The 19,723-nt window shown below is 66.5% G+C and carries 21 protein-coding genes; 11 read left to right on the top strand and 10 right to left on the bottom strand.

Features of this window, described 5'->3' with window-relative positions:
* Positions 1-66 precede the first annotated feature (66 nt).
* Both LQ772_RS07320 and LQ772_RS07315 read left to right on the top strand, forming a co-directional pair.
* Entirely contained in the window at positions 67-1,551 is a 1,485-nt protein-coding gene (locus tag LQ772_RS07320) for an amino acid permease (protein ID WP_231325382.1), read from the top strand.
* A 73-nt stretch (positions 1,552-1,624) separates the two neighbouring features.
* Positions 1,625-3,079 carry an amino acid permease gene (locus LQ772_RS07315; RefSeq protein WP_231325380.1) on the top strand — a complete coding sequence of 485 codons (1,455 nt, stop codon included), beginning with the start codon at positions 1,625-1,627 and terminating at the stop codon, positions 3,077-3,079.
* A gap of 476 nt (positions 3,080-3,555) precedes the next feature.
* Here LQ772_RS07315 and LQ772_RS07310 read toward each other — a convergent pair whose 3' ends face one another.
* Positions 3,556-3,891 carry a high-potential iron-sulfur protein gene (locus LQ772_RS07310; protein WP_231325378.1) on the bottom strand — a complete coding sequence of 112 codons (336 nt, stop codon included), beginning with the start codon at positions 3,889-3,891 and terminating at the stop codon, positions 3,556-3,558.
* 162 nt (positions 3,892-4,053) lie between these two features.
* On the opposite strand from LQ772_RS07310, the gene LQ772_RS07305 reads away from it, so the two are divergent.
* The 4 genes from LQ772_RS07305 (at position 4,054) to LQ772_RS07290 (ending at position 7,074) form a co-directional block, all read left to right on the top strand.
* Positions 4,054-4,698, top strand: coding sequence for a methylthioribulose 1-phosphate dehydratase (locus tag LQ772_RS07305; RefSeq protein WP_231325376.1), 645 nt, complete (start codon positions 4,054-4,056; stop codon positions 4,696-4,698).
* On the top strand, positions 4,695-5,249 hold the full coding sequence (locus LQ772_RS07300; protein WP_231325374.1) for a 1,2-dihydroxy-3-keto-5-methylthiopentene dioxygenase: 555 nt from the start codon (positions 4,695-4,697) through the stop codon (positions 5,247-5,249). Before LQ772_RS07305 ends, LQ772_RS07300 begins: the two co-directional genes overlap by 4 nt.
* 113 nt (positions 5,250-5,362) lie before the next feature.
* Positions 5,363-6,049 (top strand): acireductone synthase, encoded by a 687-nt coding sequence (gene mtnC, locus LQ772_RS07295; protein WP_231325372.1) that lies wholly within the window; start codon positions 5,363-5,365, stop codon positions 6,047-6,049.
* A gap of 8 nt (positions 6,050-6,057) precedes the next feature.
* Complete coding sequence (locus tag LQ772_RS07290; RefSeq protein ID WP_231325369.1) at positions 6,058-7,074, top strand: C13 family peptidase; 1,017 nt, start codon at positions 6,058-6,060, stop codon at positions 7,072-7,074.
* Positions 7,075-7,178: 104 nt separating this feature from the next.
* Here the strand turns inward: LQ772_RS07290 and hisIE are convergent, their stop codons facing one another.
* The 9 genes from hisIE to LQ772_RS07245 form a co-directional block, all read right to left on the bottom strand.
* A complete protein-coding gene (gene hisIE, locus LQ772_RS07285; protein ID WP_231325367.1) occupies positions 7,179-7,790 on the bottom strand; it encodes a bifunctional phosphoribosyl-AMP cyclohydrolase/phosphoribosyl-ATP diphosphatase HisIE in 612 nt (203 codons plus the stop codon).
* A complete protein-coding gene (hisF, locus tag LQ772_RS07280; protein ID WP_231325365.1) occupies positions 7,787-8,581 on the bottom strand; it encodes an imidazole glycerol phosphate synthase subunit HisF in 795 nt (264 codons plus the stop codon). Before hisF ends, hisIE begins: the two co-directional genes overlap by 4 nt.
* 55 nt (positions 8,582-8,636) lie before the next feature.
* Positions 8,637-9,365 carry a 1-(5-phosphoribosyl)-5-[(5-phosphoribosylamino)methylideneamino]imidazole-4-carboxamide isomerase gene (locus LQ772_RS07275; RefSeq protein WP_231325363.1) on the bottom strand — a complete coding sequence of 243 codons (729 nt, stop codon included), beginning with the start codon at positions 9,363-9,365 and terminating at the stop codon, positions 8,637-8,639.
* On the bottom strand, positions 9,362-9,967 hold the full coding sequence (gene hisH / locus LQ772_RS07270; RefSeq protein WP_231325360.1) for an imidazole glycerol phosphate synthase subunit HisH: 606 nt from the start codon (positions 9,965-9,967) through the stop codon (positions 9,362-9,364). The genes LQ772_RS07275 and hisH overlap by 4 nt, the downstream gene beginning before the upstream one ends.
* A gap of 44 nt (positions 9,968-10,011) precedes the next feature.
* Positions 10,012-11,076, bottom strand: a complete 1,065-nt coding sequence (hisB, locus tag LQ772_RS07265) for a bifunctional histidinol-phosphatase/imidazoleglycerol-phosphate dehydratase HisB (RefSeq protein WP_231325359.1) — start codon at positions 11,074-11,076, stop codon at positions 10,012-10,014.
* Positions 11,077-11,167: 91 nt separating this feature from the next.
* Positions 11,168-12,226, bottom strand: a complete 1,059-nt coding sequence (gene hisC / locus LQ772_RS07260; RefSeq protein WP_231325357.1) for a histidinol-phosphate transaminase — start codon at positions 12,224-12,226, stop codon at positions 11,168-11,170.
* A complete protein-coding gene (gene hisD / locus LQ772_RS07255) occupies positions 12,223-13,539 on the bottom strand; it encodes a histidinol dehydrogenase (protein ID WP_231325355.1) in 1,317 nt (438 codons plus the stop codon). Before hisD ends, hisC begins: the two co-directional genes overlap by 4 nt.
* Positions 13,536-14,432 carry an ATP phosphoribosyltransferase gene (gene hisG / locus LQ772_RS07250; RefSeq protein ID WP_231325353.1) on the bottom strand — a complete coding sequence of 299 codons (897 nt, stop codon included), beginning with the start codon at positions 14,430-14,432 and terminating at the stop codon, positions 13,536-13,538. The genes hisD and hisG overlap by 4 nt, the downstream gene beginning before the upstream one ends.
* On the bottom strand, positions 14,429-14,761 hold the full coding sequence (locus tag LQ772_RS07245; protein WP_209623028.1) for a YerC/YecD family TrpR-related protein: 333 nt from the start codon (positions 14,759-14,761) through the stop codon (positions 14,429-14,431). The genes hisG and LQ772_RS07245 overlap by 4 nt, the downstream gene beginning before the upstream one ends.
* 578 nt (positions 14,762-15,339) lie before the next feature.
* Between LQ772_RS07245 and LQ772_RS07240 the strand changes: the two genes are divergently transcribed.
* Genes LQ772_RS07240 through virB11 form a run of 5 tightly spaced genes read left to right on the top strand, consistent with a single transcriptional unit; the run spans position 15,340 to position 19,721 of the window.
* The gene (locus LQ772_RS07240) at positions 15,340-15,846 is read left to right on the top strand and encodes a toxin co-regulated pilus biosynthesis Q family protein (RefSeq protein WP_231325351.1); all 507 of its coding nucleotides are present in this window, start codon (positions 15,340-15,342) and stop codon (positions 15,844-15,846) included.
* On the top strand, positions 15,846-16,718 hold the full coding sequence (locus tag LQ772_RS07235; RefSeq protein ID WP_231325350.1) for a VirB8 family type IV secretion system protein: 873 nt from the start codon (positions 15,846-15,848) through the stop codon (positions 16,716-16,718). The genes LQ772_RS07240 and LQ772_RS07235 overlap by 1 nt, the downstream gene beginning before the upstream one ends.
* Complete coding sequence (locus LQ772_RS07230; RefSeq protein ID WP_425600827.1) at positions 16,715-17,482, top strand: TrbG/VirB9 family P-type conjugative transfer protein; 768 nt, start codon at positions 16,715-16,717, stop codon at positions 17,480-17,482. Before LQ772_RS07235 ends, LQ772_RS07230 begins: the two co-directional genes overlap by 4 nt.
* Positions 17,479-18,663 carry a TrbI/VirB10 family protein gene (locus tag LQ772_RS07225; protein ID WP_231325348.1) on the top strand — a complete coding sequence of 395 codons (1,185 nt, stop codon included), beginning with the start codon at positions 17,479-17,481 and terminating at the stop codon, positions 18,661-18,663. Before LQ772_RS07230 ends, LQ772_RS07225 begins: the two co-directional genes overlap by 4 nt.
* Before the next feature lie 8 nt (positions 18,664-18,671).
* Complete coding sequence (gene virB11 / locus LQ772_RS07220) at positions 18,672-19,721, top strand: P-type DNA transfer ATPase VirB11 (RefSeq protein WP_231325346.1); 1,050 nt, start codon at positions 18,672-18,674, stop codon at positions 19,719-19,721.
* Positions 19,722-19,723 lie beyond the last annotated feature (2 nt).

Here is a 19,723-nt window from a genome sequence, read left to right as displayed (position 1 = left end):
TCACATCGGCTCAACGCGTGGCTAACGCAAGGGTCGGGGAGCACGCCGTCTTTCATGGGGAACGCTATGCTGTTTAAGCGCGTCAAGCCGCTCGACCAGATTCTCGCTACCGCCGAAAAGAAATCCCTCGTCCGCCAGCTCGGTCCGTTCCAGCTCACCATGCTGGGCATTGGCGCGATCATCGGCACCGGCATTTTCGTGCTCACCGCTGAAGCGGGCCAGAAAGCCGGCCCCGGCATGATGATTTCCTTCATCATCGCCGCCGTCGTCTGCGGCCTGGCCGCGCTTGCCTACGCAGAGCTTGCCTCCATGGTGCCGGTCGCCGGATCGGCCTACACCTATACCTATGGCGTGATGGGCGAAGGGCTCGCCTGGGTCGTGGGCTGGGCGCTCGTACTGGAGTACACGATTGCCGCCAGCACCGTGTGCGTGGGCTGGGCCGGCTATTTCAACGGGCTCCTGGCCAGCCGCGGGCTCGGGTTGCCGATGTTCCTCCGCGTCGGTCCGCTGGATGGCGGCGGCTTCAACCTTTTTGCCTGCCTGATCGGCCTGGTCATCACCGCCCTGCTCGTCGTGGGCACCAGCAAATCGGCCAAGGTCAATGCCGTGCTCGTGCTGATCAAAGTGATCGCCCTGACGGTCTTCATCATCATTGCGCTGCCGCGCGTCCAGGACGCCAACTTCCAGCCCTTCACGCCCAACGGCTGGGGCAGCCCGATGGGCGGCATCGGCGTGCTTGGCGCCGCGGCTTCGATCTTCTTCGCCTACGTCGGATTCGATGCCATCTCCACGGCGGCCGAGGAAACCAAGAATCCCAACCGCAACATCCCGATCGGCCTGCTCGGCGCACTCGGCGTATGTACGGTCTACTACCTGCTGGTGAGCTATGGCGCTATCGGCTCCGTCGGCGCGCAGCCGGTGGTCGCCCCGGACGGGTCCGCGATCCAGCCGGGCACCCCCGCCATGGCCGCTGCGTGCCAGGCGTCCCAGGCGCTTGTTTGCAGCAAGGAAGCGCTGGCCCATGCGGTGCGGCTGCTCGACCATCCGTGGTGGGGCAACTTCATCGGCGCGGCGGCCAGCCTCGCGTTGCCCTCGGTCATCCTGACGATGACCTACGGCCAGACCCGCATCTTCTTCACCATGGCCCGCGATGGCCTGCTGCCGAGCTCGCTGGCGAAGATCCACCCGCGCTACCACACGCCTCACGTGATCACGATGATCACCGGCGTCTTCGTGTCTCTGTTCGGCGCGATGTTCCCGGTGGGCGCGCTGGCGGACGTGACCAATTCCGGCACGCTGTTCGCGTTCATGATGGTGGCGCTGGGCGTGCTTATCCTGCGCGTCAAGCAGCCTCATCGTCCGCGGTCGTTCCGCACCCCGTTTGCCTGGATCGTCTGCCCTCTCGCCGTCCTGGGCTGCCTGCTGCTTTTCCTGAATCTGTCGAAGGTGACCATGTACGTGTTCTTCGGCTGGGCGGCTGTGGGTCTGGTCGTGTACTACCTCTACGGGTACCGCAAGAGCCATTTGGCCAACGGCACCGAACCGGTCTGACGTTGGCGTCGCCTCTCCAGTGAAACCCTGCCGGCACGGTGAAAACCGTGCCGGTTTCATGTCCGGAATGCCCATGCTGAAGCAACTGCTCGCCCGCAAGACCGATTTCTCCGACGTCGACGACTCGCACGGTCCCGGCCTTCGCCGCACGCTGGGCCCCTGGGGGCTGACCGCGCTGGGCATCGGCGCGGTGATCGGCGGCGGCATCTTCGTGATCACGGGGCAGGCCGCGGCCGAGCACGCCGGCCCGGCGGTGATCCTCGCCTTCGTCATCGCTGCAGTGTGCTGCAGCTTTACCGCGCTGTGCTATGCGGAATTCGCCACGCTGATCCCGATGTCGGGCAGCTCCTATTCCTATGCCTACGCAACGCTGGGCGAACTGGTCGCCTGGTTTATCGGCTGGAACATGGTGCTCGAGTACGGCGTATCGGCCTCGGCGGTCGCGGTCAGCTGGACGGGGTATTTCGTCAGCCTGCTCGACCATGTCGGCATCCACCTGCCCGCCGCGCTCACGACCGCGCCCCTTGCCTACACGGGCGGACATCTGGTGAGAACCGGCGCCTTGTTCAACCTGCCCGCGGTCGCGATCGTGCTGGCGCTGACCTGGCTTTGCTACGTGGGCATCCGCGAATCCAGCGGCGCCAACGTCGCCATGGTGCTGCTCAAGGTCGGCCTGATCGTGGTGGTGATCGTCGCCGGCTGGCGCTACGTGAATCCGGAGCTGTGGCACCCGTTCATCCCGGCTAACGAAGGGCCGGAAACCTACGGCTGGTCAGGCATCATGCGGGCGTCCACCCTGGTGTTCTTCGCCTACATCGGCTTCGAGGCCACCTCGACCGCGGCACAGGAAGCGAAAAACCCGCAGCGCGACCTCCCGATCGCCACGATCGCCTCGCTTGCCATCTGCACCGTGCTCTACGTGGGCATGGCAGCGGTGATCACCGGCCTGCTGCCATTCAAGCTGCTGGGCACGGCCGAGCCGGTGGTCACGGCGGTCAAGGCGCATGCCGAACTGGAATGGCTGCGCTGGCTGGTCGAGGTCGGCGCGTTGATCGGCCTGTCATCCGTGGTACTGGTAATGATCATCGCGCAGCCGCGCATCTTCATGATCATGGGCCGCGACGGCTTGTTGCCGCCGGTATTCGCGAAGATCCATCCGCGCTACCGCACGCCGCACATCAACACGGTGATCACCGGCCTGGGCATCGCCGCGCTGGCCGCGGTATTCCCGCTCGACATCCTGGGTGACCTGGTCTCGATGGGCACGCTGATCGCGTTCGTTGCGGTCTGCGCGGGCGTGCTGATCCTGCGCCATACCCAGCCGGAACTGCCGCGCACGTTCCGCGTGCCGTGGGCGCCAGTGGTCTGCACGCTGGGCGTGCTGAGCTGCCTGATGCTGCTGTACTGGGAGAACTGGTATCAGTGGCTGATGCTGGGCATCTGGACGGTGATCGGCATGGTCATCTACTTCGCCTACGGCCGTCGGCACAGTCAGTTGCGCAAGGCATCGAGCTCAGCCGCCAACTAAGTGGCGGTAAGTACCGTCCCCCGTCGCAAGGGCGGCTTCTGTCCTTCCTGCGCCCCCGTGCGTGAGGTCCTGCACTCGCGTCGCATCGATCGCGGCGCGTCCCGACGGATTCACGAACCCGACCGTTGAACGACGTTCGCAGGCGGACGCAACATTTAACAAAATTATTACAACTGCCCGAGTTGTGGACCGCAAACAATTTTTCTTCCTAAGTCTTTGATAAAGAAGGCTTTAACGGAAGTTTTCCGAGAAAAAATCCGGCACCGATCGCCCGAACCGCCCCTCACGGGAGTATCATCCGTGCTCCGAGGGTTGATCACTTGGCAGTGGGCCCCGGATCGCCGCCCGGCGCGTCAGGCGGGTCAGCTCCTCAGCCTGACGCGTCTGGGCAGCATTTTTCAGACCGGCCATTCGGCCAATCTCCACACACGCAAATCTTTCAGTGCGCCTCGCGCATCGAACGCGTGTGTGCGTGCTCAGGCCTTCCTGGTAGTGTGCGAGACGCACCAGCCCTTGGCGTTCACCGCCTTGCCGGGGAACAACTGGCAAGGGCCGTAAGCCTTGGCGGTCGGGTCAGTGAAGAACTGACAATTCGAACACACGGCGCCCGCCGTATGCTTCGGGTTCTTCGACTTGCTGGCGTCCTCGACATAATCGAGCGCCTTCGCCGTCGGATCGGACTCGGCCACATGCGGCAGATCAGCGGCGCGCGCGAAGCGTGGCATGCCACCGACCACCGCGGCGGCCGCCGCCGTGCCGGCCGCGACCTTCAGGAAGCGTCGACGCGATTCGATGTCTTTTTCTTGCGACATAGTTGAACCTCCGTTGTTTCCGCCACCGCGGACGCGGCAGCCTGTCGCGATGGTACGCCGCGAACGTCAATTCCACCTGACTTGCGAGAACGACTCGCATTTGCCGTTGGTCGCACAGGCCGGCGTGTTATAGTCGCGCACCGTTTGGACGTCCAAATACCCATGCAGGAATTGCCCTCTTCCGTCGATCCATCCCGTTTCGCGCTTTGCGCGGACGCCGTCGCCGAGGCCGCGCGCGAGCTCGCGTCACTGGGCTGGACGCCGGCGACCAGCAGCAATTTCTCCATGCGCGTGAACGAGGAGGTGGTTGCCATCACCATCTCCGGCCGCGACAAGGGTCGCCTGGGGCGCGAGGACATCATGCTGGTCGACATGGCCGGCCATGCGGTCGGCACGCGCGCGCGCCCCAGCGCCGAAACCGAGCTTCACACGCAGGCCTACCGTCGCCTGCCCCAGGCGCAGGTAGTCCTGCATACCCATTCGCGCACGCAGAGCGTGGCCTCGCGGCTGTTCGCCCGCGAGGGCGCGGTGCGGCTGGAAGGCTGGGAACTGCAGAAGGCGATCACCGGCTACACCACGCACGATAGCGTGCTGGAGATCCCGGTCTTCCCCAACACGCAGCACATGCCCGAGCTGGTCGAGCGCATCGACGCCTGGCTGGATGCCGGCAAGCCGCTGCATGCCTACCTGATCGACGGCCACGGTATCTACACCTGGGGCGCCGACATGGCCGAGGCGCGCCGTCATCTCGAGGCGCTCGAATTCCTGCTCGGCTGCGAACTCGACCTGAGGAGACTGTCCGCATGAGCCGCCTGCGCATCTTCGAGGACACCCAGCCGTCCACGCCGGTTTCCGTGCATACCGCACCGGCCGAGATCGCCCGCGAGCTCGGCCAGGTCGGCGTGCGCTTCGAGCAGTGGGAGGCCAATGCGCCCATTGCTCCGGGGGCCAGTCAGGAAGAAGTCGTCGCCGCCTACCGCGATGACATCGACCGCCTGATGCGCGAAGAGGGCTACCAGTCGGTCGACGTCATAAGCCTGGCGCCTGATCACCCGGACCGCGCGGCGCTGCGAAAGAAATTCCTCAGCGAACACACCCACAGCGAAGACGAGGTGCGCTTCTTTGTCGCCGGCAGCGGCCAGTTCACCCTGCACCTCGCAGGCAAGGTGTACGACGTGCTGTGCGAGGCAGGCGACCTGATCGGCGTACCTGACGGCACGCCACACTGGTTCGACATGAGCGAATCGCCCTACTTCGTCGCCATCCGTCTGTTCACCAACAAAGACGGCTGGGTCGCCAACTTCACCGGCACCGACATCGCCGAACGCTTCCCGCGGATGGATCCGGGCTCGCGCTAGCCTCGCGAAGCGGGCGTCAGCCCGCCGTGGATTCGCAGCGAGGCTCCCGTGGGTTGAAGCCCGCCATGCGGGAGCTCGGCTATCCTTGCCGTCTTTCCGGACACGTGCCGCCCATGACCACCATCCGCGCCATCGTCACCGACATCGAAGGCACCACCAGTTCGATCGATTTCGTCAAGGACGTGCTGTTTCCGTACGCCCGCAAGCGCCTGCCGGCCTTCGTCGAAACGCACGCCGACCGGCCCGAAGTGCAGCACTGGCTGCACGAGGCGGCCAAGGAAGCGGGCATCATCGAGGCCAGCCGCCAGGAAATCATCGAGCTGTTGCTGGGCTGGATCGACCAGGACCGCAAATCCACCGCGCTCAAGGCGCTGCAGGGGATGATCTGGAAGGAAGGCTACGAGGCTGGCGAATACCGCGCGCACGTCTATCCCGAAGTATCCGCACGCCTGCATGGCTGGCGCGCCGACGGCCTGCACCTGTACGTCTATTCCTCCGGTTCGGTACCGGCGCAGCGATTGTTCTTCCGCTACAGCGACGCGGGGGACCTGACGCCGCTGTTCGCCGGCTATTTCGACACCGAAACCGGCCCCAAGCGCGAATCCGACTCGTACGCGAAGATCGCCGAAGCGATCGGCGAACGCCCGGAGCACATCCTGTTCCTGTCCGACATCGTCGAGGAACTGGATGCCGCAGGCACCGCCGGCATGCAGACCGGCTGGCTCGTCCGTGCACCACAGGCGATGCCGTCCGAGCCGCGCCATCGCGCCTACGCGGATTTCGACGCCATCGAACCCTGAGACCTGCAATGCGCGCAAGCCTGATCGCCCTGCTCGCATTTGCCGCCGGCATTCTGGCGATGCTGCTGGCCCAGGGCTGGCTCCCTCACCACCCGGCCGGCCAGGCATCGCGCGTGCCGGCGATCGCCCGGGTCGCCACGCAGCCGCCGCTCGACGACGCCGAAGCCCCGGCGTTGCCGCAGGATGACTGGCCGGAACAGGCACCGACGCCCGAGCAGGTGCTCTACACCCAACCGCAGCTGCTGGATGCCGCGCTCGCCCGGCTCGGTCCACGCGTCCCGGGCAGGCCAAATCTCTACCTGCTCGCCTTCGCCGGCGACGGCAGCGAGGACGTCTTCCACAACGAAGCAGAGTACGCCGCGCGCCTGTTTACCCGGCGGTTCGGCGCCACGGCGCACGCGCTCGTGCTCGAGAACTCCCCGGACACGCTATCCACCCGGCCGCTGGCCACCTGGAGCAACCTGGAAAGCGCCCTCGATGGACTGGCCGACGCCATGGACCTACGACAGGACGTCCTGCTCCTCTACCTTTCCACTCACGGCAGCGAAGACCATACCCTGCTCGTGGACATGGACCCGCTGCCGCTGGACCAGATCGGCGCGCAGGACCTTGGCGCGATCCTCGCGGCACGCCCATTCAAGTGGAAGGTGGTGGTGGTCAACGCCTGCTACTCCGGCGGCTTCATCCCGTCGCTGCAGGGCGAGGGCACCCTGGTACTCACCGCTGCGCGCAGCGACCGCAGTTCGTTCGGCTGTGGCAACGATTCGGCGGCAACCTACTTCGGCCGCGCATGGCTGATCGATGCGCTGAACCACACGCCCGACTTCATCGCCGCCTTCGCGCAGGCAAAAGGCGAGATCACGAAGTGGGAGCGACAGGAGCGACTGCTGCCTTCCGAGCCGCAGATGGCGATCGGCAAAGGCATCGCCGAGCAGCTGGCGCGATGGCGCCAGGGCCTGAATCCGGGCCCGGCCGTGCCCTTCCAGCAACCACGGCAATCCGCTCCGCTGGCTGCCCATCACTGAGCCCCCGTAGGAGCACACCCCTGCGCGACCGATAACGGTGGGCGCCTGGGCAGATGCATGCATGACGGTTGCGCACAGGGTGCGCTCTTGCAAGGTGGTGCCGATCACTTCACCGACTGCTGCGCATGCCGATCTGCCAGCAGGGCAGCGACGTGCGAGAGTCCCAGTCCACGCGCATGCAGGGCCACCGTGAGGTGGAACAGCAGGTCGGCAGCTTCGCCTAGAAACTCCGCATCGTCCTGCGCGACGGCGGCAAGTGCTGTCTCCACGCCTTCCTCGCCAACCTTCTGGGCGATGCGGCGAATGCCGCCCTCGAACAGTTGCGTGGTGTAGCTGCCGGCGGGCCGCTCGACCGCCCGCCGGGCGACCAGCGCATCGAGTTCGGCGAGAAAGCCCAAGGGGAGCCGTGCTCCGTCGAAGCAGCTGGACGTGCCGCGATGGCAGGTCGGCCCGGCCGGCTCGGCGAGCACCAGCAGCGTATCCGCGTCGCAGTCGACATGCAGGCTCCTCATCCGGAGCACGTTCCCCGAACTCTCGCCCTTGGTCCACAGGCGCCCCTTGCTGCGGCTGTGGAAGGTCACCAGGCCGCTCGCTTGTGTGGCCGCCAGCGCTTCGGCATCCATATAGCCCAGCATCAGCACTTGGCCGGTCAGCCAATGCTGCACGATCGCGGGCACCAGGCCGCCGCCCTTGGCGAAGTCGAGCGCCTCGGTCATCGCACACCTCCGGTTTCCGTCGTCACGCGCACCGCAATGCCCTGCCCGGAAAGCCACTGCTTCAATGCCGACACCTCGATCGCGCCGGAATGGAACACACTGGCCGCCAGCGCGCCATCTACATCGGCCTGGGCGAACACCTCGCGAAAATGCTCGGCTGTGCCGGCACCGCCGGAGGCGACGAGCGGCACCCCACAGACCGCGCGCGCCTCGGCCAGTTGCGCCAGATCGTAGCCACCACGCACGCCGTCGCTGCCCATGCAATTGAGCACGATCTCGCCGGCGCCCAGGCGCTGCGCCTCCACGATCCAGTCCAGCGTGCGCCGCGGCAGCGCCTGCGTGCGCGACGGATCGCCGGTGTACTGGCGCACACGCCACTGCCCATCGGCATCGCGAAGCGAATCGATGCCGACGACGACGCACTGCACACCGAACGCCGCGGCCAGGTCGGCAATCAGGGATGGCCGCTCCAGCGCCGGCGAATTGATCGATACCTTGTCCGCCCCGGCGTGCAGCACCGCGCGCGCCTCATCGACGCTGCGGATGCCGCCGGCCACGCAAAAGGGGATATCGATCTCCCGCGCCACCCGTTCGACCCAGGCTCTGTCGACGGCGCGCCCCTCCGGGCTGGCAGTGATGTCGTAGAACACCAGCTCGTCCGCCCCCGCGTCGCGATACCGCAGCGCCAGCTCGACGATGCCGCCGACCACCGCGTGGTCGCGAAAGCGCACGCCCTTGACGACCTGACCGTCGCGCACATCCAGGCAGGGAATGATGCGACGGCTCAGCACGGAGACCTCCCGCGTGACCGTCGCGGCGCCCTGCCGCCCTTTGCGAAGGAACGACTCATGCAGCCATCGCCTCCGCCAACCCGAAGCAGCCTTCCAGCAGTCCTCGCCCAAGAATCACGCTGCTCGCGCCGGCCACTCGCGCATCGCGGATGTCGTCGATCGAACGCACGCCACCGGACGCCTGCACGGCAAGCGCCGGGGCAATGTCCGACAGGTGGCGGTACAGCGTCAGGTTGGGGCCCGCCAACATGCCATCCCGGTCGATGTCGGTGCACAGCAGGTGGCGGGCGCCACGCGCCGCGAACCATGGCGCCAGGTCATCGAGCGTGCGCGCCTCGGCCTGGGTCCAGCCGGCGCTCGGCAACGTCCAGCGATCCTCCTGCCAGCGTGTATCCAGCGCGATCGTGAAGCGATCCGCACCGTGACGCCGCAGCCAGTCGACTACCCGTTCCGGATCACGGATCGCCACGCTGCCGACCACTACCCGCTCCACGCCCGCGTCCAGCAGCCGATGCACGTCGGCGATGCCGCGCACGCCGCCACCGGCCTGTACTCGCAGACCGGTGCGTGCCAAGGCTTCGATCACAGGCAGGTTGGCGAATCCGCCCGACTTCGCCCCGTCGAGGTCGACCACATGCAGCCAGCGCGCACCGGCCGCCGCGTAACCGGAAGCCAGCGCAACGGGGTCATCGGGGTAAGTCTTCTGGCGGGCGTAGTCGCCTTGCGCGAGTCGGACGACGCGGCCTTCGCGCAAATCGATGGCGGGGAGGATTTCAGCTTTCATAGGTCCAGGAAATTGCGCAACAGGCGAGCGCCCACTGCAGCCGAGCGTTCCGGATGGAACTGCATGCCGAAGAAATTGCCGCGCGCCACCACGGCCGAGAACACCGCGCCGTGGTGGGTTGATGCAAGCGTGTAATCGCCTGCCGGCACCGCATAGCTGTGCACGAAATAGGCCTGCGCGTCGGCGGGCACGCCCTCGAGCAAGGGATGACTGGCGCACGCATGCAGCCGGTTCCAACCCATGTGCGGCACCCTCAGCCCCGGCGCGGCCCGAAGCCGCCGCACCGCGACCGGGATGACGTCCAGGCAATCCACCTCACCCTCTTCCGAGCGCGAGCAAAGGAGCTGCATGCCCAGGCACACGCCAAGCACCGGCTGGCTGAGCCCGCGCAGCACGTCGACCAGACCCAGCGCACGCAATCGCGCCATCGCCGGACCCGCTGCACCGACGCCGGGAAGGATCACCTTGCCGGCTGCGCGGATCGTCGCTGGATCGGAGGTCAGCGGCGCTTCTACGCCCAGTCGCTGCAGGGCATAACGCACGGAGCCGATGTTGGTGCCGCCGGCGTCGACCAGCACGACGGGCGGGCTGGCGGCGCCCAAGGGCTGTTCCGTCAGGGTGCGGGCGGACGTAGCGATTGCGGTACTCACAGAGCCCCCTTGGTACTGGGCAGTTCGCTGCCCTCCCTCCGCAGGGCCTGGCGCAGCGCACGGGCGACGACCTTGAAGCAGGCCTCGACCATGTGGTGCGCGTTGTCGCCCCGTACCGACAGGTGCAGGTTGGCGCCCAGCGTCTCGCACAGCGAGCGGAAGAAATGCGCCACCAGTTCGGTCGGCAAATCGCCGACCCGTTCGCGCGGGAAGCTGCCCTCGAACACGAAACAGGGCCGTCCGGAGAGATCGAGCGCTGCACTGGCGAGCGATTCATCCATCGGCAAAGTGAAACCGTAGCGGCCGATCCCACGCTTGTCGCCGAGTGCCTGTCGCAGCGCTTGGCCCAGCGCCAGCGCGCAGTCCTCCACCGTGTGGTGCTCGTCCACTTGCGTATCGCCCACGCAGGTGAGCGTGAGCGCGAAGCCGCCGTGCTTGCCGATCTGTTCGAGCATGTGGTCGAAGAAGCCCAGGCCGGTGCGTACCTGTGGTTCAGCCGGGCGATCCAGATCCACGCCTACCTCGATGGACGTCTCGCGCGTCCGCCGATGCACCGCCCCGACACGCGGCGCGTCCAGCAGGCGATGCGCGATTTCCTCCCAGCCAAAGCCTGACGGACCGACCCGCAATCCACGCACGCCCAGATTGGCGGCAAGCTGCATGTCGCTCTCGCGGTCGCCGATCACCGCGGATGCGGCACGGCTCCAAGCGTCGTCGGCGAGGTAATGGCGCAGGAGGCCAATCCCGGGTTTGCGTGTATCCAGCCCTTCGTGCGGGAAGCTGCGATCGACGAGAACCTCGCCGAACACGATGCCCTGCGAAGCGAGGACGCGCAGCAACAGCTCCTGCGGCCCGCGAAACGCCTCCTCGGGGAAGCTGGCGGTACCCAGGCCGTCCTGGTTGGTCACCATCACCAGCTCGTAGCCGGCCGCGACGCAACGCTGCAATGCGCCGATCACGCCCGGCAGCAGATCGAGCTTAGCGTAGCTGTCGATTTGCTCGTCCGGTGGTTCGACGATAAGGCAGCCGTCGCGATCGACGAAAAGGATTTTCCGGCTCATACGGCTCTCCCGCCGGAGCGCGCCCCGGGCACCACGGCCATGCCTCGCCCGACAGGGCGCCGTGCAGAGGATCCCTCGCAACGGGCAGCGCTCACGCCTCACCCCCGAGCACGGCCAGCACCCGGCTGTTTTCCTCCGGCGTACCGACCGTGATGCGCAGGGCATCGTCCAGCCCCGGGTAACGCCGCACGTCACGTACCACGATCCCGGCACCTGACAGCCGCCGGTACGCACTGCCCGCGTCCCCGAAACGCACGGCAAGGAAATTCGCCTGCGACGGAAGCACGGCGCGCACACCCGGCATCGCTGCCAGCGCGGCCGCCATCCGCGTACGTTCGGCGCGCACCACACCAATGCGTTCACGCGCCGTCGCCTGCCCCGCCGACGACAACGCGTCCAGCGCCGCGGCCACGCAAGGGCGCGGAAGCGGATAGGGCGGCAGGATGCGTCGCAACAAGGCCACCACATCGGGATTGGCCAGCAGACAACCGATACGCGCACCGGCCAGCGCCCACGCCTTGGACAGCGTGCGCAGCACGGCCAAGTGCTCGTAGCGATCGAGCAACGTTGCGGCGCTGGCGCTGCCGGCGAACTCCACGTAAGCCTCGTCCACCACCAGCAGCGCACGCCCGGCCAGTCGTCGCGCCAGTTCTTCGACCGACTCCAGGGACACACCCGCCCCGGTCGGATTGTTCGGTGCACAGACAAAGACCAGCTTGACCGCCGGCGTCACTGCCGCCAGCAGCGCGTGGACATCGAGTGTGAAATCCGCCGACAGCGGCACTTCGACCACCGCGGCGTCCTGCACGCGCGCGCAGACCGCATACATCCCGAAGGTCGGCGGCTGCACCAGGATCGCGTCTTCGCCGGCGCGGCAGAACGCGCGCACCAGCAGGTCGATTGCCTCGTCGCTGCCCCGACCGACCAGTACCTGATCGGGTCTTGCGCCATACAGTCCGGCCAGCCGTTCGACCAGCGCCGCCGGCTGCGGGTCCGGGTAGCGATGGCAATCCAGTCCGGCATCGCCGAACGGCGCCCACGCCGATTCATTCGCGTTGAGCATCAACGCACCACCTGTTGCCTCCATGCGCGCGGAGGAATACGGCACCAGCGCGCGGATCTCCGCGCGCGCGAGTTCCAGCACGCTCATGCGATGGATACCTCCGCATCGAGCGCCGCCAGCCGCAGCGTCACCGCGCGGCGGTGCGCCTCCAACTGCTCGGCGGCGGCCAGCGTGGCGGTGCACGGACCGATCACCCGCAGCCCTTCCGGACTCAGCTCCTGCACGCTGATCTGCTTCTGGAAACTGGCCACCGACACGCCACTGTGGCTGCGCGCATAACCGTAGGTCGGCAGCACGTGGTTGCTGCCGCTCGAATAATCGCCGACCGATTCGGGCGTCCATGCGCCCAGGAACACCGAGCCGGCACTCTCCACCCGCGCCAGCCAGGCACGCGGCTCGATGACCTGCAGGATCAAATGTTCCGGCGCGTAGCGGTTGCTCACCTCGATCGCCTGCTCCAGCGAGTCGACCTCGATCAACCGGCTGTTCGCCAGCGCCCGGCGCGCGACATCTGCTCGCGGCAAAGCCGCGCACTGGCGCTCGACTTCGGCCGCCACGGCATCCAGCAAGCCGGCCGACGGGCTTACCAGCACTACCTGCGAATCCGGTCCGTGTTCGGCCTGGGACAACAGATCTGCCGCCACGAAGGCGGGCTCGGCCTGCGCATCGGCCACCACCAGCACTTCCGACGGACCGGCCGGCATGTCGATCGCCGCGCCCTGCGGATCGGTCGAAACCTGCACTTTGGCCTCGGTGACCCACGCGTTGCCCGGCCCGAACAGCTTGTCGCAACGGGGCACGCTTGCCGTGCCGTACGCCATCGCGGCAATCGCCTGCGCGCCGCCGAGCTTGAACACCCGATGCGCACCGATGACGCGCGCCACATGGAGAACGGCCGGATCGCAACGACCATCCGCGCGCGCCGGGGAACACAAGACAACCTCGGCGCAGCCGGCGATGCGCGCCGGCACGCCCAGCATCAACGCCGTGGACGGCAACGGCGCGGTGCCGGCCGGCACGTAAAGCCCGACGCGGCCGATTGCCCGCAACACGCGTTCGACGCGCACACCTGGCGCGGTTTCCATCGCCACCGGTCGAGGTGCGGCGGCGCGATGGAACGCCTCGATGCGCGCGGCCGCCTCGCCTATCGCCGCCTTCAACGCCGGATCGAGCGCCGCCTCGGCCTCGTCGAACTCGGACGGCTCGACCTCCAACCGCTGGAGCGTGCAGCGGTCGTACCGAGCGGTGAAGCGCAGCAGCGCCGCATCGCCCTGCCCGCGCACGGCTTCGATAATCCCTGCGACACCGTCGCGCAGCTCGTCGCTGCGCGCCTGCACCGGCCGCGCCAGGGCCGCGGCGCGCCCCTGTTCGTCCAACGCATTCCACGCCAGCCGCTTCATGCCAGCATCCTTTCCACCGGCAGCACGAACATCTCGCGCGCACCGGCCTTCTTGATCTCTTCGAGCTGGCGCCAGCTCACCTCGCCGGCGCACAGCGCCTGCAGCATCACCTGGTCCGGCTGGCCGGCCAGCGGCAGCAGCGTCGGCTGCGGGCCGCCCGGCAACAGGCGAGTGATCGCTTCCAGCGAGCCACGCGCGGCCTGCAACAGCAGCAGCCGCGACTCGCGCACCTGGATCACGCCATCGATGCGCTTGAGCAGCAGCTCGACCAGGTCGCCGCGCTCGTCCGCCGGCAGCACCTGCGGGCCCACCAGCAGCGCCTCGCTGTCCAGCACCACCTCGACCTCGCGCAACTGGTTCGCCACCAGCGTGCCGCCGCTCTGCACCAGGTCGCAGATGGCCTCGGCCGTACCCAACCGCGGCGCGATCTCCACCGATCCGGCCAGCGTCACCACGCCGGCCTCGATCCCCTGCGCGCGCAGCCAGCGGCCGAGCAGCCCCGGATAGGAGGTCGCGATGCGTCGCCCGGCAAGGTCCGCGGCGCCGGCATAGTCCATCTCCTGCGGCACCGCCAGCGACAACCGGCAGCGCCCGAAGCCCAGCCCGCGCCATTCCGCCAGCGCCACGTCATCCTCGCGCCCAGCGGTGAGCTCGTACTCGTTGAGGACGTTGCGCCCGACTATCCCCAGATCGCACACGCCCTGCGCGATCAGCCCGGGAATGTCGTCATCGCGCACCAGCAACAGGTCCACCGGCTCGCCCTCGCCGAAGCAGAACAGCTTGTCGCGGCTCTGCCGGAAGGTGAACCCGCACCGCGTCAGCAGGTCCTGCGCCGGCTCGGTGAGCCGCCCGGATTTCTGCATCGCGATGCGAAGTCGATCGCGCGGCCTCATGCCGGTGCCTTGGCGGTCTTGCGCTTGCGTGCCGCGCGCGCCGCCGCGGCGAGATAGCCGCCGTTGCCCTGGTTGAGGTAGCGCGCCACCCGCCCGATGGTGGTGATGCTCACCCCCGTGCGCTCGTGGATCTCCCGGTAAGGCAGCCCCTCCTGCAGGTACGGCACCACCCGCCAGCGATCCACCATCGCCTCCAGTTCCGCCGGCGTGCACAGGTCATGCAGGAACGCCTGCATCTCGTCCACGTCGCGCAGCGCCAGCAGCGCCTCGCACAGGCTGCGCTCCACCGACTCGTTCGGGGTCTCGGGATCAATCGCTCGTCGCTTCATAATGTACTAACGCGCTAACATATGAGTTGCGCAATATAGACGCACTTCAACCGCGGCGCAAGACCACGGCAAGCGGCTAGTCGCCAACACGAGAAGCCTGGGCGAGCACGCTGACAGCGGCCCACCCAACCATTCGTAGGTCTTCACCCACAGCGAGGATGTCACGTGGATGACGCCACGTACTGACGCATCGGGCTTGTCGCTCGTAGCGGGCCGCGGCTCTAATAAGCACCGCGTTCAAGTGACGTGAACGCTACTGCCAACAGGTCTCTCGCCTTGCATCCGAAGACCTGCTTGAAGACGGAATAGACAGGGAGTCGGAATGGAATCGCCAACTAGTGCAGCGTGGGCCCTGCAAATTTTGTTGCTCGGCGCGCTGATGCCGGCAAGCAAGTGCCTACACGCCTTCCGCGCATGCGGACGGAGTGTCGTGCGCGCGCCATCGCACCGGCTCCAAGGCTTTCTCCACATCTACTGATTTGCCCCGGCATCGAACAGGGTGCGGCGCCGCGCCGTGCCGGTGCGCGCGTGCGCCCCACGCCACGCGGCTGACAACTACCTCGACCTGCGAGCTCCACGTGAACAAGGTTTTTCCGAACCGGATTCTGAGCGCCCTGTTGCTGCCAGCACTCCTGCTGGCCGGCTGCGGAACGCCTGCCGCCAAGGATTTCGGCGGGCGTTGGAAACCAGTCAATCGCTTCCAGCCGTCTACCACCGAGATTCCGCTCAATCAGCCCTATACCTACTACGCCGCTCCGATGGACGAGACGCTGCGCAACATGCTGGTTCGCTGGACCACCGACACCGGCATGACGCTGGTCTATCGCATTCCTTCCGATTACACGCTGTTCGCGCCAGTCAGCAAGTTGCGCACGACGGACATCCAGCAAGCGGTTAGCGAACTGAGCGCGGTCTACGCGGCGCAGGGCGTGTCGGTCACCGTTGCGGGTGAAAGGCTTCAAGTCGACCGCGTAAAGAGCTTCGGTTCCAGCATCACGCCTTCAGGGATGCAGCAGCCATCGATGCCTCCGACCGGCGTAGCTACGAAGCCGGGCTCTACCGACACCGTCGGCGGAGTGCGCTGATGCTTGCCAGGAAAGCCAGCTCCCGCAAGGTCGAGGAAGCCGTCGCCAAGGCGGTCAACTACGAACTCTCGATCGCAGACATCGCGCGCCGCAGCGAGCGGCGCGCGTGGTGGGTGGCATTTTGCGCGCTCGGCATGTCGCTGATCCTCGCTGGCGGCTATTTCTACATGCTTCCGCTCAAGCAAAAAGTGCCCTACCTGGTGATGGCTGATGCCTACACGGGCACGAGCACCGTGGCCCGGCTGACCGGGGACTTCACGCATCGCCGAATAAGCACCAGCGAGGCGATCAACCGCAGCAACGTCGCGCATTTCGTCATGGCCCGCGAGTCCTACGACCTGGCGCTGCTCAACCTCGGCGACTGGACCACCGTACAGACCATGGCCTCGCCTGGCGTCAAGGCAGACTACACGCGGCTCTACTCGTCGATGAACCCGGACAGCCCTTACAAGGCATACGGAAAGGACAAAGCCATACGAGTGAGGCTGCTCAGCATCGTCCTGATCGGCGGCGGCGCGGGCCGCACGCCAACGGGCGCCACCGTCCGCTTCCAGCGCAGCCTCTACGACAAGCAGAGCGGCGCCACGCAGCCGCTGGACAGCAAGATCGCCACGATGGAATTCATCTACAAGGCGAACCTGGAAATGGACGACCGCAACCGCATCGAGAACCCGCTGGGTTTCTGGGTCACCAGCTACCGCGTGGACAACGACTACGCCACGCCTGCGCCTGCCGAGATCCCGGAAGCCGCCAATGCCCAGGCGATGACGCAGTCCTCCACGCCAGCCTACCCGCCCGCGCCTATCCAAGGTCAGGGCTCTTCACCACGGCTCGATGCGGCAGCAGATGCCCCAACGGGAGCGGCTCGATGACCCGGTACCACCTTGCGTTCGTGGCGACCCTGATGTGCGCGGCCGCCATTGGCATACCAAGCCAGGCACAAGCACAGGTCGTGCAGCAGTACGAATACCAGCCGGACCACATCTATCCAGTGCGCTCGGGCCTGGGCATTACCACGCAGATCGAGCTCAGCCCGAACGAGCAAATCCTCGATTACAGCACCGGCTTCAGCAGCGGCTGGGAACTCACCCGTCGCGACAACGTGTTCTACCTCAAGCCCAAAAACGTAGACGTGGACACCAACATGATGGTGCGTACGGCCACGCACTCCTACATCTTCGAACTGAAGGTAGTGGCGACCGACTGGAAGGTACTAGACCAGGCCAAGCGCGAGGGCGTGCAGTACAAGATCACTTTTGCCTATCCCGCCGGCACCAGCTTCTCGACGGAAAGGAAGAAAGCCGCCGAAGCACCTCCGCTGGATACCCGGTTGATCCCGGGACGCAACTACAACTTCGACTACGACTACGCCACGCGGAGCAAGCGCGCGCCCTGGCTGGTCCCGGCGCACGTCTATGACGATGGCCGCTTTACCTACATCCGCATGAGCGACCTCAAGCGCTTTCCCACCGGCAACTTCCCGGCGATCTTCATGCGCGAGACGGAGCACGGCGACGATTCCCTCGTCAACACGACCGTCGAGGGCAACACCATCGTCGTCCACGGAACGTATCCCTATCTCGTCATCCGCCATGGCGACGACGTCATCGGCCTGCGAAGGAACGCCGCCAAGTGAGCACGCACACCCCCTACCAGTCCGTCGATAGCGCGGACGCCGGTCATGGCGAAGCGTTAACGCACAATCCTTACTCCGCGCACTACCAGCAGTCCGCCTCGCCCGACTTGGACGCCGGCGCGCCACTGCTGAAATCGCATGAACTGCGACGGATGAACCGGCGCGTGCTGCTGATGCTAGGTTCTGCAGTCGCGCTGTTGTTGTTCGTCTCGTATTGGATGATCAGCAGCGCCACCTCGCGTCGCGAACCGAACAAACCGAGGGAAGAAAAAGTCACCGTGGCCGATGCACCGCCGGCCTTGGCCCTGCCGCCTGCCCGCCGCCCCGGGCCCGAACCGATTCCTCTGGCCACGCAACCCGCCTTGCCGCCGCTGCCGCTACCGCAACCGCCCGCCGAACAAACCCCACAGGCGTCTTTGGCTTATACGCCCCGCGAACCCACGCTGATCGAGCGCCGCATCGCCGGCACATCGGACCCGATGGGCAACCTTTCGGCGACACCTGCCGGCGCACCGTCTCCAGGCCTCGGCCGGGCCTCGCTGTCCGGCCGAGCGACGGCGACCCAAGCCGAGCCGCTGGAGCACGCCGATGCGCTGATGCAGCGCGGGACCTACATCCGCTGCGTGCTGGAAACCCGGATCGTCACGGACGTGCCGGGCTACACCTCCTGCCTGGTCACCGAGCCGGTGTATTCATTCAACGGCCGCAAGCTGCTGCTGCCTAAGGGCTCAAAGGTGCTCGGCGCCTATTCGAGCGGCCCGAAAGGCCGGCGCGTCGCCGTGGTGTGGGATCGCATCATCACGCCAACCGGCATCGACGTGGACATGAGCAGCAAGCCGAGCCCCGGCATCGACAATCTGGGCGGCGCCGGACTGCCCGGGCACTACGACGCGCACTGGGGCAGCCGCATCAGCGCCGCATTGCTCATCAGCATGCTCAGCGACGCTTTCAAGTATGAGGCCGCCGGGCACGGCCCCACGACTTCCTCGATTGCCGCAGGCGGCGTGATCGTGCAGGAACCTTTCGAGAGCAATACCGCCCGCACCGTCCAGAACCTGGCCGACATGGCCGTGCGCGAGGCCGCCAACAGGCCGCCCACGGTGACCATCAACCAGGGCACGGTGATCTACGTCTACGTCGCCCGCGACGTTGACTTCAGCGACGTCGTCGCGCGCTTCTGAACAGGCTTATGGAAGATCCCCTCGCCCTTGTCTCGAACGAATTCCTCGACTACCAGTACGAGGTGCTGGGCGTGCGCGAATTCATGGCCTCATCCGAGGTCACCGAGATTTGCATCAACCGGCCTGGCGAGCTCTACCTTGAAAGCCGTGCCGGCTGGCAGCGGGTGGAAGTCCCGGCGCTGACCTTCGAGCGCGCGCGCCAGTTCTGTACCGCCGTAGTCAACGAAAGCAATACCGGGCAGCGCATCACCGACATCGATCCCGTCGTCTCGCTGACCTTCCCGACCGGCCAGCGCGCCCAGTTCGTCATCCCGCCTGCCTGCGAGGCGGGCAACGTGTCGATCACCATCCGCCTTCCCTCGAAGCAGTCCAGGACGCTGGACCAATACCAGGCAGATGGCTTTTTCGATCACATCCTGGACGACGCGTGCGACCTCGGCGACGAAGATCGCCACCTGCTCGACCTGCGTGCCGGGCGCCGCTATGCCGAATTTTTCAAGGCGGCCGTACGCAGCAAGAAGAACATCGTGGTATCCGGCGCCACCGGCAGCGGCAAGACCACCTTCATGAAGTCGCTTGTCGACCACATCCCGCCCGAGGAACGGCTGGTCACCATCGAGGACGCCCGCGAGCTTTTCATCAGCCAACCCAACGTCGTGCACCTGCTCTATTCCAAGGGTGGCCAGAGCGCCAGCAACGTCACGGCCAAGAGCTGCATGGAAACCTGCCTGCGCATGAAGCCCGACCGCATCATCCTGGCCGAGTTGCGCGGCGACGAGGCGTTCTACTTCATCCGCAACTGCGCATCGGGCCATCCCGGATCGATCACCAGCTGTCACGCGGGCAGCACCGAGCAGACCTGGGACCAGCTTGCGCTGATGGTCAAAGCCTCGGCAGAAGGTGCCGGGCTCGAGTTCGCGACCATCACACGGCTGCTCCGGCTGACGATCGACATCGTCGTCCACATCAAGGCGCATGCAGGGCAGCGGCACATCACCGGCATCGACTTCGATCCTGCACGCAATTTCCTGCAGGACCCGCAGTCGCAAGCGTGCTGACG

Source organism: Frateuria edaphi, from assembly GCF_021117405.1.
GTDB lineage: Bacteria > Pseudomonadota > Gammaproteobacteria > Xanthomonadales > Rhodanobacteraceae > Frateuria_A > Frateuria_A edaphi.
Note: the sequence above shows the minus strand (reverse complement) of the source record. Positions and strands in the feature narration are given on the sequence as shown.